The organism is Rhodococcus sp. KBS0724 (assembly GCF_005938745.2).
Lineage (GTDB): Bacteria > Actinomycetota > Actinomycetes > Mycobacteriales > Mycobacteriaceae > Rhodococcus_F.
Window position 1 is genome coordinate 5,569,753 of sequence record NZ_VCBX02000001.1, and the last position, 11,631, is coordinate 5,581,383.

Annotated in this window: 12 protein-coding genes; 7 read left to right on the top strand and 5 right to left on the bottom strand. The window is 59.8% G+C overall.

The genetic code is table 11. The features are described from left to right. Nucleotide 1 precedes the first annotated feature (1 nt). Entirely contained in the window at nt 2-1,627 is a 1,626-nt protein-coding gene (locus FFI94_RS25455) for an FAD-dependent oxidoreductase (RefSeq protein ID WP_138870261.1), read from the bottom strand. 62 nt (nt 1,628-1,689) lie between these two features. Then, nucleotides 1,690-2,391: an enoyl-CoA hydratase/isomerase family protein gene (locus FFI94_RS25460; protein ID WP_397495582.1), complete on the bottom strand. Its 702-nt coding sequence runs from the start codon at nt 2,389-2,391 to the stop codon at nt 1,690-1,692. A gap of 153 nt (nt 2,392-2,544) precedes the next feature. Here FFI94_RS25460 and FFI94_RS25465 point away from each other — a divergent pair, with 153 nt between their 5' ends. The 5 genes from FFI94_RS25465 to FFI94_RS25485 are packed head-to-tail and all read left to right on the top strand — an operon-like array spanning nt 2,545 to nt 7,463. Next, nucleotides 2,545-4,077 carry an AMP-binding protein gene (locus tag FFI94_RS25465; RefSeq protein WP_138870263.1) on the top strand — a complete coding sequence of 511 codons (1,533 nt, stop codon included), beginning with the start codon at nt 2,545-2,547 and terminating at the stop codon, nt 4,075-4,077. A gap of 41 nt (nt 4,078-4,118) precedes the next feature. Next, the gene (locus tag FFI94_RS25470) at nt 4,119-5,300 is read left to right on the top strand and encodes an amidohydrolase family protein (RefSeq protein WP_138870264.1); all 1,182 of its coding nucleotides are present in this window, start codon (nt 4,119-4,121) and stop codon (nt 5,298-5,300) included. Then, nucleotides 5,297-6,724 carry a FadD3 family acyl-CoA ligase gene (locus tag FFI94_RS25475; RefSeq protein WP_138870265.1) on the top strand — a complete coding sequence of 476 codons (1,428 nt, stop codon included), beginning with the start codon at nt 5,297-5,299 and terminating at the stop codon, nt 6,722-6,724. Before FFI94_RS25470 ends, FFI94_RS25475 begins: the two co-directional genes overlap by 4 nt. 32 nt (nt 6,725-6,756) lie before the next feature. Next, a complete protein-coding gene (locus FFI94_RS25480; RefSeq protein ID WP_138870266.1) occupies nt 6,757-6,990 on the top strand; it encodes a DUF3263 domain-containing protein in 234 nt (77 codons plus the stop codon). Beyond that, entirely contained in the window at nt 6,987-7,463 is a 477-nt protein-coding gene (locus FFI94_RS25485; RefSeq protein WP_260684323.1) for a MaoC family dehydratase, read from the top strand. Before FFI94_RS25480 ends, FFI94_RS25485 begins: the two co-directional genes overlap by 4 nt. A gap of 83 nt (nt 7,464-7,546) precedes the next feature. Here FFI94_RS25485 and FFI94_RS25490 read toward each other — a convergent pair whose 3' ends face one another. Next, complete coding sequence (locus FFI94_RS25490; protein ID WP_138870267.1) at nt 7,547-8,317, bottom strand: SDR family NAD(P)-dependent oxidoreductase; 771 nt, start codon at nt 8,315-8,317, stop codon at nt 7,547-7,549. Nucleotides 8,318-8,362: 45 nt separating this feature from the next. Continuing rightward, nucleotides 8,363-9,670: a cytochrome P450 gene (locus FFI94_RS25495; protein WP_138870268.1), complete on the bottom strand. Its 1,308-nt coding sequence runs from the start codon at nt 9,668-9,670 to the stop codon at nt 8,363-8,365. 274 nt (nt 9,671-9,944) lie between these two features. Between FFI94_RS25495 and FFI94_RS25500 the strand changes: the two genes are divergently transcribed. Further along, complete coding sequence (locus FFI94_RS25500; protein WP_138870269.1) at nt 9,945-10,544, top strand: TetR/AcrR family transcriptional regulator; 600 nt, start codon at nt 9,945-9,947, stop codon at nt 10,542-10,544. 198 nt (nt 10,545-10,742) lie between these two features. Continuing rightward, nucleotides 10,743-10,934 carry a ferredoxin gene (locus FFI94_RS25505; RefSeq protein WP_138873411.1) on the top strand — a complete coding sequence of 64 codons (192 nt, stop codon included), beginning with the start codon at nt 10,743-10,745 and terminating at the stop codon, nt 10,932-10,934. A 49-nt stretch (nt 10,935-10,983) separates the two neighbouring features. Here FFI94_RS25505 and FFI94_RS25510 read toward each other — a convergent pair whose 3' ends face one another. Next, nucleotides 10,984-11,592: a hypothetical protein gene (locus FFI94_RS25510; protein WP_138870270.1), complete on the bottom strand. Its 609-nt coding sequence runs from the start codon at nt 11,590-11,592 to the stop codon at nt 10,984-10,986. Nucleotides 11,593-11,631: the final 39 nt, after the last annotated feature.

The window sequence follows — 11,631 nt, forward strand, 5'->3', positions numbered from 1 at the left end:
CTCAGCGACGTGCGGTGATCTTGATGCGGGGGCGGCCGGCAGCTTTACCGGCCGCCTTCTCTTCTGCGTCCCGCAACGCCCACCCTGCCTTGTCGATCATGTCCGGTTGACGCTCCGTCACCAGTTCTACCAGGGACGTCCGATCGTGTTCAGGGGCGTTCAGCAGCCCGGCGTCGAAGTCTGCCAATAGCTGTGCGACAGTTTCCTTCGCGTCGACGCGATTGGTGCCTATCACTCCCCGCGGACCCCGTTTGATCCAGCCGCTGGTGTAGACGCCGACCGTGCCGTCCACCCGGCCCTGCTGGTTGGGAATGATTCCCCGAGCTTCGTCGAACGGCACGTCAGCGACGGGTTCACCTCGATAGCCGACCGACCGCAGGACGAGTGACGCTTCCAGCGTTTCGACCTTCTCGGTGGCAAACGCTGCAAGATCGTCGTCAAGTGTGTTGTGCACCAACGTCACTGATTCGACTCGGCCGCTTCCCTGCAGTTCGGTGGGCGCAACGAGGTATCGGAAGACAATTCGCTTGTTGCCGCTGCCAGTCCGCCTCTGTGCGTACTCACGGGCAAGGTCAACTTTGAGTTTGTCGGACAGCAGCGCATCGGGATCATCCAGTGCTGCCGCGCTTGCCGCGTCCAACTCGACGTCCTGCTCGTCGATCACAACGTCGACACCGTTCAGGTGACCAAGCGCGAGAAACTCCGGCGCGGAATACGCTGCCTGAAGCGGGCCTCGCCGTCCGAGAATCACAACCTCACGAATATTGCTGTTGCGCAGTGCATCCAATGTGTGGTCGGCGATGTCGGTTTTTGCAAGTTCGTCGACATCACACGTGAGAACTCGCGCCACATCGAGTGCCACGTTGCCGTTTCCGACGATAACCGCGCGCTCCCCCGACAGGTCGAATTCACGATCGGAAAAGTCCGGATGCCCGTTGTACCAGGACACGAACTCCGTTGCGGAATGACTGCCGGGCAATGATTCTCCAGGGATGCCCAGCTTACGATCAGTCGCAGCGCCCACGGCATAAATCACCGCATCATGGTGTCGAAGTAACTCGTCGTGCGAAATGTGCTTACCCACTTCGACGTCGAGGTAGAACTGAAACGACTCCGATTTGAACGAAGGCCCGAAGACACTCACAACACCCTTGGTTTCCTGATGATCCGGCGCAACTCCACTGCGCACCAAACCCCAGGGCGAGGGCAAGCGGTCGAACATCTCGACCTCCACGGATCCCCGCGCCAGCAGTTCCGCGGCGCAGTAGCACGCCGCAGGCCCGGATCCGACTATCGCAACACGTATTCGAGGCAGATCCGCAGATGGACGTTTCGGCGGAGCGGGGAACGCGACGTCATCGGTGTCCAGCGGATTCTGCTCGAAGTATGCAGCATTGATCTCGGTGTACCGGCCCATCGACTCACTGAGATCGTATTCTGAGTAGATCGCATCTACCGGACACGCGTCGACACATGCTCCGCAATCTATGCACGTGTCCGGATCGATGTAGAGCATCTCGGCAGTGGTGTATCCGGGATCTCCCGGCCGCGGACGAATGCAGTCGACCGGGCACACGGCTACACAACTGGTGTCGTTGCAGCATCGTTGAGTGATCACAAAAGTCATGTGGAGTCCGTAAGTGGTCGGAAAGTGCGGCAACGATTCGCACGCACTCGTAGGATTTCAATTCACTTGTTGCGGTTCATAACCCGCTCTGCCGCGGCCCAGTGTTCGTCCGTTATCCACAAACGCGCAAATGCGTCGATGGCCTCGGGTGGTGTTACCCCGGACATTACCCGTTTGATCCGTTCGGCCGGAGCGTTTGCCAGCGACCTCGCCAGCGAGCGCCAGCCCTCGTCGAAGGATTCGCGGGGCAGAACACGATCGACAAGTCCGAGCGATTCCGCGTCGGCCGCGCTCATGATCGTCCCGGAACCGGCAAGCATCAATGCCCGGCCGCGCCCGACAAGTGTGGCGAGCCGCTCGGCCCCTCCCCACGCCGGCATGATTCCCAGACTCACCTGATTGAAGCCGATCTTGATGTCGTGCGCGGCAATTCGAATATCTGCCGACACGGCTACTTCGGCGCCGCCGCCGAGCGCATGTCCGTTCAGCGCCGCAATGACGGGGCCGGGGAAGCCCGCGATGCGGTCGCAGATCGACCTCATCCGACGAGCCATATCGGCTGCCTGCTCCAGCGTCCGAAGTTTGGCCAATTCCTTGAGGTCGCCGCCGGAGACAAACGCGCGATCGCCGGAGCCTGTGATCACCAGTGCACGGGCTCCCAGAACCGAGTCGAGTGCGTCGTCCAACTGATCCATCGTTTCCGGTGCGATGGCATTACGTGCTTGTGGACGGTCGATGGTGATGATCGCCAACTCGCCGTCCATTTCAACGATTACCAAGATGTTCTCCGTTACGATATTGGCATTCTTGTTTTGTGAGAATATCATATTCATAGCTGGCAGAAGCCAGTTCGACCGCTCCAGTCACGCGCCGCAGTTCGGCCTCGGAGCGGCTCGGTTACCTGCATTGGAGCTCATATGCGGCACATTCCCGCCACGCTTACCACCCGGTACCTCGAAGAGGGATGGTGGACTCAGGACACGATCGGCACGATGCTCACGCGAGGTCTCAGTGCCGCCCCCGACACCGAATTCCGCATCCACTCAAAGGTCCGTCCGTGGTCCGGAACTTTTGCCGACGTAGATCTAGTGGCGCGCAGGTTGGCGGGCGGCCTGCGGGAACGCGGCGTCGGCGCGGGTGATGTTGTCGCGTTCCAGCTTCCCAACTGGATGGAGGCAGCGGCGGTGTTCTGGGCGTCGGCCTTCCTCGGCGCGACGGTTGTTCCCATTGTTCACTTCTACGGCCGCAAGGAAGTTGCCTACATTCTCGACGAGACAAAGCCGAAGGTCTTCATCACCGCCGAGAAGTTCGGACGCACCGAGTTCCAGCCCGATCTGTGCGCCAACGTCCCCGTTGTCGGCGTCGTCGGACGGGATTTCGACGACTTACTCAGTGAGGAACCGCTCGCCGAGAACCTCGATACCGATCCGTCGTCCGCGGTGCTTATTGCTTTCACCTCCGGCACAACCCGCGCGCCTAAGGGTGTCATCCACAGCCATCAGACACTCGGTCACGAAACTCGTCAGCTTCTGGGCTTGTACCCGAAAGACCGTGGCAAGCAACTCACGTCAGCTCCGGTCGGGCACTTCATCGGCATGGTCAATGCCTTCCTCATTCCGGTCGTGGACGGCTCCCCGATCAATCTGACCGACGCGTGGGATCCGGAACAGGCGCTGGAGTTGATGACCAGCGATCAACTCACTGTCGGCGGCGGCGCAACCTACTTCCTCACCAGCCTGCTCGATCATCCGAAGTTCACGCCGGAACATCTCACCTGCATGAAATATGCGGGGCTCGGTGGCTCGTCCGTGCCCGCCGCGGTTACGAGAAGACTGGCCGACTTCGGCATCATCGTCTTCCGCTCGTACGGCAGCACCGAGCATCCGTCGATTACGGGATCGAGCCACCTTGCCCCAGAGGACAAGCGGTTGTTCACCGACGGAAATGTCATGGAGGGCGCGGAGGTCCGGCTTGCCGATGACGGAGAGATCCTCAGCCGTGGGCCCGATCTCTGCATCGGGTACACCGACCAAGCGCTCACCGACGCGACATTCGACGCCGACGGTTGGTATCACACCGGGGACATCGGCGAAATCGACGAAGACGGTTATCTCACGATTACAGACCGCAAGTCCGACATCATCATTCGCGGCGGCGAGAACGTGAGTGCACTCGAGGTCGAGGAGATCCTCCTCTCGATGCCCGGAGTCGCCGAGGCCGCAGCGGTATCCGCCCCGGACGAGCGCCTCGGCGAGCACGTTGCCGCCGTGCTGCGCCTGCTGCCCGGCCACAGCTTGCCGACGATGGACGAACTCCGTGCTCACTTCGATCTAGCGGGTGTCGCAAAACAGAAGTGGCCGGAGGAATTGCACCAGGTGGATGACTTCCACCGGACGGCCAGCGGCAAGATTCAGAAGTTTTTGGTCCGTCAGGATATTGCGACCGTTTAAAAAAGAGAATAGTGTTCTCATCAAACGCAAAGGAGAATCTCATGCCCCCGAAGGACCTGCCTTACCCGCTGTTCGACGCAGACAACCATCTGTACGAGACTGCCGAGGCTCTCACCAAGTACCTCCCGGCGAAGTACAAGGACGCCATCAAGTACGTCGAGGTCGACGGACGCACCAAGATCGCCATTCGCGGACAGATCAGCGAGTACATCCCCAACCCCACGTTCAGCGTCGTTGCACGCCCGGGTTCCATGGAGGAGTACTTCAAGAACGGAAACCCCGAAGGCAAGAGCCGTCGCGAGATCTTCGGTAAGTCCATGAAGGCAATCCCCGCCTTCAGTGAGCCTGGTCCGCGCTTGGAGCTGATGGACGAGTTGGGCGTCGACCGCACTCTGATGTTCCCGACCCTCGCCAGCCTTGTCGAAGAGCGGATGCGTGACGATCCGGACCTGATTCACGCTGTCGTCCACGCACTCAACGAGTGGCTGTACGAGACATGGCAGTTCAACTACAAGGACCGCATTTTCACCACCCCGGTGATCAGCCTTCCGATCCTCGACAAGGCACTCGAAGAACTCGAGTGGGTTGCCGAGCGCGGCGCAAAGGCCATTCTCGTGCGTCCCGCACCCGTCCCCGGATTCAAGGGACCGCGCTCCTTCGCGATGCCCGAGTTCGACCCCTTCTGGAAGCGTGTCGTCGAGCTCGACCTCCTCGTCGCGATGCACTCGTCCGACAGCGGATACGCCCGCTTCGACGCCGAATGGGAAGGCACGGACGGCGAAATGCTGCCGTTCCAGACCAACACCTTCCGCATGGTCAACGAGTGGCGTCCCGTGCAGGACACCGTGGCATCGTGGGTCTGCCACGGCGCATTGTTCCGCTTCCCCGACCTCAAGCTTGCGGTCATCGAGAGTGGATCTGCTTGGCTCCGACCACTTCTGGACAGCCTCGCCGACACCTTCAAGAAGGCACCTGAGGGCTTCGGTATGCAGGATCCCGTCGCGGCGATCAAGCGCCAGGTCCACGTCAGCCCCTTCTACGAGGAGGGCGTGACCGATCTGATCGATCTTGTCGGAGTCGACCGAGTGCTCTTCGGCTCGGACTACCCACATCCCGAGGGCTTGGCGGAACCGCGGCACTTCGCGGACATGCTCGGGCACCTGGACGAGAAAGATCAGGCAAAGATCATGGGCGGCAACCTTGCAGGGCTCCTTTCGCTGTGAAATGGCAGACCATCCCCGAGATGGTCCTGAGTGCGGCCGACCGCTTCGGCACTGCCGAAGCGGTCGTCGACGGGCCCGTCCGGATCACCTTCGTCGAACTCGCTGATCGGGTCCGCCGGGCCGCAGGCGCTCTTGCCGCGATCGGCGTGGACAAGGGTGATCGAGTGGCGATCTGGGCGCCCAACTCCGCCGAATGGATCATCGCCGCATTTGGCACCTTGACCGCCGGCGGAGTGCTGGTTCCCGTCAACACGCGCTACAAGGCCGACGAAGCCGCCGACATCATCCGTCGGAGCGGAGCCAAAGCCGTACTCGTCCAGAAGGGATTTCTGGGCCTAGAGTACAGCGCACCCGACGACGTCCCGGTCATCGATCTGAAGTCGGATTTCCTTTCCAGCGGTGCACCTTTCGAATGCGAGATCAGCGGCGACGACATCGCCGACATCATGTACACGTCAGGAACGACGGGGCGCCCCAAGGGCGTCATGATGAACCATCACCAGACGTTGCGGATGTTCTCCGAGTGGTGCGATCTCGCAGACCTGAGGGAAGGCGATCGCTATCTGATCGTCAACCCGTTCTTCCACATGTTCGGGTACAAAGCAGGCGTAGTCGCGTCGCTGATTCGCGGCGCCACCATCCTGCCGGTAGCTGTTCTCGACGTGGATCAGGTACTCGAACTCGTGGAGACCGAGAAGATCACCATGCTCCCGGGACCGCCGACGCTCTATCAGTCGCTGCTAGCCGCTCCCAACACCCGAGATCTGTCGTCACTACGTGCCGCAGTCACTGGATCGGCAGACATTCCGGTAGAACTCATCCGCCGCGTTGCAAAGGAACTTCCGTTCCAGACCATCATGACGGGCTACGGCTTGAGCGAAGGGGGAACGGCAACCGCGTCGCGTCCCGGTGACTCGTTCGAGCAGATAGCAACTACCGTCGGTACACCATGTGACGGAATCGAATTGCGCATCGCAGATGATTCCGAGGTACTGATTCGCGGATACAACGTCATGCAGGGATATCTCGACGATCCGCTGGCGACTGCCGAAGCGATCGACACGGACGGTTGGCTGCACACAGGCGATCTCGGAACGCTGGACAACGAGGGACGGCTCAGCATCGTGGGCCGTAAGAAGGACATGTTCATCGTCGGCGGATTCAACGCGTATCCGGCCGAGATCGAAGGTTTCCTTCTCGAACACCCGGCAGTCGATCAAGTTGCTGTGATCGGCGTTCCCGACGAACGGATGGGACAGGTCGGCAAAGCGTTCGTGGTGACCAAACATCCTGTGGCAGCTGAAGATCTACTTTCCTGGAGCCGAGAGCGGATGGCAGGGTTCAAGGCCCCTCGCACTGTCGAGTTCCTCGACGCACTGCCACTCAACGCGACCGGCAAAGTCATGAAAGATCAATTGAGATAACCGAATTCACACAAGAATTGAGGAGGCGCGCAATGAACGACCATGACGAAATATTGACGTTCGCCCTGAAGTGGCGGCATTGGAACGGCGGACCCGCCGAAGACATTTTTGTCCAATTCGGGATCACGCCGACTCAGTTCTTCCGTCGTCTCCGTAGCATTCTGGAGTTCGAAGAGGAGACCGACCTCGCACCGGACGTCGCGGCCGAACTCGTATACATCTGCGATCTGCGGCTGAACCCCGTTGAACTCCGGCTGGCCAGTTGAGCACCCAGAGCGGCTTGTGTCAGACCGATTTCACCACGTTCGACGATATTCGGGCCGCTGTCGGGACAACGATCGGCACCAGCGATTGGATCACGATCGATCAGAAGCGGATCGATCTTTTCGCGGCGGCCACCGACGACGACCAGTGGATACACGTCGATACGGATCGTGCTGCTGACGGACCATACGGCACCACCATCGCACATGGATTCCTGACACTGTCGCTGCTGGCACCGATAGTTCAGCGAGTCATGGCCGTCAGCTGCGCCCGCCTGGCGCTCAACTACGGACTGGGGAAAGTGAGATTCATCAGCCCGGTCCTGGTCGACAGCCGGGTACGGGGAACAGTGGAACTCACATCAGTCACCGATATCGAGGGTGGAATCCAAGTGGAACGCACCGTCACAATCACGGCCGAAGGGTCCGAGCGGCCCGCCTGTGTCGCACAGAATCTGGTTCGCTACCTGAGCTGACATCCTTTGGTATGCAGTAGATCATGCGGCGCCGACGCCCGAGCTACCGGCGTCGGCGTCGGCGTCGCATGAGAACCGCCACTTTACATATACCAACCTCCGTTGACCCCGATGAGCTGTCCCGTGATGAAGCCCGCGTTGTCCGTACAGAGAAACGCACAGGCCGCAGCCACGTCACTCGGCAACCCGGCACGGCGAACCGGTGTCATGCTCGCGATGACATCGACGCCGGGAAAATCTCCGTCGGCTTCGGATTTGCGAGCCATCGGGGTATCGATGATCGACGGTGGGATCGAGTTCACCGTAATCCCCTGCGGCGCAAGCTCGAAGGACAGTGCTTTAGTCAGTGCGATGACTCCACCTTTGGATGCCACGTAGTGAGCCATGTTGGGCGCGCCCGACTGAGCACTCGACGACGAGATGGTGACGATTCGACCCCAACCGGCTTCGATCATGTCGGGAATCACTGCCTGAATCGAGGTGAAGGTTCCGGTGAGGTTGACCGCGACGATGTGGTCCCACTCCTCCGCAGTGATGTCGGTGACCGGCGTAAAAGTCTCGACACCTGCACTGGTGACGATGATCGAGATCGGGCCGAGTTCGCCGCGAACCGCGTCCATGGCGGCCCTGACACCTACGCGATCGGTGACATCCACTTGATATGCCATAGCGTCGGCACCGGCCGCACTCAACTTCTCCGCAACACGCTGCGCTTCATCGATATTTCTGTCCAGCAATGCAACCCGGTGCCCTTGCTCCGAAAGAGACTGGGCCACTGCCAGCCCGATACCCGATCCAGCACCTGTCACCACCGCGACGCGGTCGTTCGCGGAAGTCCCCTGGTATGAAGTCATGGTGTACTCCTTGCTCGTCAACGTATTTCAATCAGCGGATTTCAATCAGCGGGTTTCAGTCATCACGGATTCCGTCGACGAGGATTCCGTCGCGGGGGTGTATTCAAGATGCAGCGCCTTGAGGCCCCGCAGAATGTATGTCGGTTCGTATTCGTATGTCCGCGCAGTCGCCGGTCCGTGCTCGGCCTCGGAAATCCGAATGTCCTTCATCCGATCCATAAGTCGGGTGATACTGACACGCGATTCGACGCGGGCCAGCGGACCACCGGGGCAGGCGTGAATTCCCCGACCGAACGCTAGGTGTTCGCGCGCATTCTGCCGTTCGATGTCGAACGTGTCAGGATCTTCGAACCTTTCCGGATCACGGTTCACAGCGCTGTTCAAGATCATGACGATGGTTCCAGCCGGAACATCCATGTCGCCAACAGTTGTCGGGTTCTTCGCAAGCCTGAAGTCACTCTTGACCGGACCCTCCATCCGAAGTGTCTCCTCGACGAAATTGGGGATACGTTCCGGTTCGTCGCGAAGCAGCTGCTGAAGTTCGGGATTCTCGGCGATGAATCTGAAGGACGCGGTCAACAGCCGCGCCGTCGTGTCCTGACCGGCAGCGAACAAGAAGCACGCGACGTGTACCAGGTCGACGACTTCCGGAGTCGAGCCGTCCGGATACTTGGCGGTGGCGATGGCTGTCAGTACATCGTCACGCGGTTCCCGTCGACGGTCCTCGATGTACGACGTGAATCGCTCTGCCAGGAACTCGAGCGGATTACTCGTGAAGGCCTCGGACTCGTCGATCGAACCCGCCTGTTGTGCGCCGAGTGTCACGCGAAACACCTGATGATCCTCTTCCGGGACACCGAGCAGATCGGCAATGACAAGCAGCGCAAACGGTTGCGCGTAGTCACTCATGAGGTTGCATGAGCCTCGAGCGATGAATTCGTCGATCTGACTGTCGGCGAGTCGCCACATGAACTCTTCGTTCTCTGCCAACCGCCTGGGCGTCAGCAACCGCTTCAACAGCGATCGGTGTGCCGCGTGCTGTGGCATGTCCATGGTTACCAGATGCTCGTGCAACGGAAAGTGATCGCGGTACTGCTCGATGAGCGCGCCGAGGTCGTCGCCCTCGGGTTCGAACGGCAATCCGGGAAACGGGCCCGTTGCCGAAACACACGACGAGAACACTTCGGAGTCGCGGTACACCGCAGTGGCCGCGTCGTACCCCGTGACGGCAACAACACCGTGGTGCGGTTCTCGCACAACGGGACACTGCGCGCGTAGGGATTCGAAATACGGGTACGGATCGTCCACGATCGACGGATCGGTGAAGAAGTCGACCTGATCGATTTCTGTCATTACGGGTCTCCTGTGTCGGAAAGCAGGGCACTCGGACTAAGGGCAGAACACTTGTGTCGGAAAGCAGCGCATCCTCGGGACGAGGCGGGGTCGACGGGCAGCTAGGGCGAGCCGAATCAGCGACGTCGCCTGCAAATGCTGATCACTCGATCAGCATAATGCTGAGCATATGCGTAGCTTGGTGCGTAGGCAATGGTCCAGCGGAGTTTTCTTCCCATTAGGCTGTTACGAGAACTGTTCACTTGACTAGCCTTTGACGCTTAGGGAGCAACGGATGACTTCGCCACGCAGAATCGGCGCGCCTGATGCTAAAAATCGAGCACTCCTCCTCGATGCCGCAGAGCACGTCATGCTGGAAGAGGGATATGCAGCGGTCAGTTCTCGCCGTATCGCAAAGCAAGCCGGATTGAAGCCGCCGCTTGTGTACTACTACTTCCGCACCATGGACGATCTGTTCCTCGAACTGTTTCGTCGGCGCGCAACAGAAGGCCTCGAGCGTCAAGCGGAACTACTGAAATCACCACAACCCTTGAGAGCGCTGTGGGAGTTCAGCATCGCAGCGGAGGGCACCGCCTTCACTATGGAATTCATCGCTCTCGCCAATCACCGGAAAGTCATCCGGGCGGAGATCGCCGACTACTCCGAGCGATTCCGTGCAGCTCAGCTTGAAACAATGGGAAATGTATTGCAGGAGTACGGCATCGATCCGAAAACCTGCCCGCCTGCCGCCGCGTTGGTGCTGATCACAAGCTTGTCACGCGTACTTGTGATGGAAGAGTCACTCGGCGTCTTCGGTGGGCACGCCGAGACCTTCGCCTTGGTCGAGAAATACTTGGTTCAACTCGAAGGCGAACGGCTTCCTGATACGAATTAGAAACAGCCCGAACCCTTTTGGGGCTTGCAATCTCTTACGTGAAGGTACAGTATCCAAGGTGGTGGATGACTTTACATTCACGCGGGCTTGCGTTCCGATCTACTGGAACCACATTCGTTCGCTCACTCGTTGCACCACGGCATCGAATTGCAACACGGCATTGATTCGAGCCGTGCACTTGATCAGGGAGGACTCCGGATGCGCGTCGTCGTCGACAAGAATCTGTGTGAGGCAAACGCACTCTGCGTGGAAAACGCGCCGGAAGTATTTGCACTCGACACCAACGAGGAACTGGAAGTAGCGACTGGCCCGGTCCCGCGCGATGCCGAAGACCGGGTGCGAACGTCAATCGCCCAATGTCCCAGAGCCGCTCTCTCCGAACAAGAATGAGTGTGGAGCGGGCTCGCCCACGTGGCGCCCCCGCTCCCCACTTGCGGAGTCACGGTAGATCCACCTTGCCGGCGAGCCAGCGACCGTCCACCAGGTTCATCGTCATCACGACTCGACTGCGGTCGATCCGCGGATCAGGTGCGACGGTATTGCTGACGGTCTGGTCGATGAACAACAGGACCTGGACTTCGGCAGTGGTCGCCGATTTGACTCCAGCATCGATCACAACCCCCTGAGCTGTCGCCTTGTTATCGACCAGCAGTTGTTTCAATTGTTCACTGGACTGGGAGTACATGTCCCTGAATTCGCCGGTGGCGCCGTCGAGTACGGCTGCAAAATTCTGATCGAGCGCATCCGAACTCACACTGGTCAGAGTCACCGCATACTGGCGCGCCGCATCGAGTGCTGCGGCCGCCGCCGAGTCGACAGCCCGCGCTTCGTGTAGCTTCCATCCGAAAACTGCTGCCATGGACAGTGATACAGCACCTATGGCTGCGATCAGAGAGACTCCGACGACTCTCGCCCAGCGGCGAACAGGAACCTCCTGCTCAGCATCGCTCGACCCCACATCACTCTCGATCTCCGATGCGGATTCGTCTTCTACCGGCTCCATATCTGCAGCCTCGTCGATTGTTGGTGCCGAACCGCGTTCGCTCATTTTGCCTTCTCCTTTACAGCGACGTTCGTGTGTTTCGAC

Bases quoted from the DNA above. Each gene is read 5' to 3' on its own strand.
- FFI94_RS25455 (WP_138870261.1), bottom strand. From the start codon at position 1,627: ATGACTTTTGTGATCACTCAACGATGCTGCAACGACACCAGTTGTGTA.
- FFI94_RS25460 (WP_397495582.1), bottom strand. From the start codon at position 2,391: ATGGACGGCGAGTTGGCGATCATCACCATCGACCGTCCACAAGCACGT.
- FFI94_RS25465 (WP_138870263.1), top strand. From the start codon at position 2,545: ATGCGGCACATTCCCGCCACGCTTACCACCCGGTACCTCGAAGAGGGA.
- FFI94_RS25470 (WP_138870264.1), top strand. From the start codon at position 4,119: ATGCCCCCGAAGGACCTGCCTTACCCGCTGTTCGACGCAGACAACCAT.
- FFI94_RS25480 (WP_138870266.1), top strand. From the start codon at position 6,757: ATGAACGACCATGACGAAATATTGACGTTCGCCCTGAAGTGGCGGCAT.
- FFI94_RS25490 (WP_138870267.1), bottom strand. From the start codon at position 8,317: ATGACTTCATACCAGGGGACTTCCGCGAACGACCGCGTCGCGGTGGTG.
- FFI94_RS25495 (WP_138870268.1), bottom strand. From the start codon at position 9,670: ATGACAGAAATCGATCAGGTCGACTTCTTCACCGATCCGTCGATCGTG.
- FFI94_RS25500 (WP_138870269.1), top strand. From the start codon at position 9,945: ATGACTTCGCCACGCAGAATCGGCGCGCCTGATGCTAAAAATCGAGCA.
- FFI94_RS25505 (WP_138873411.1), top strand. From the start codon at position 10,743: ATGCGCGTCGTCGTCGACAAGAATCTGTGTGAGGCAAACGCACTCTGC.
- FFI94_RS25510 (WP_138870270.1), bottom strand. From the start codon at position 11,592: ATGAGCGAACGCGGTTCGGCACCAACAATCGACGAGGCTGCAGATATG.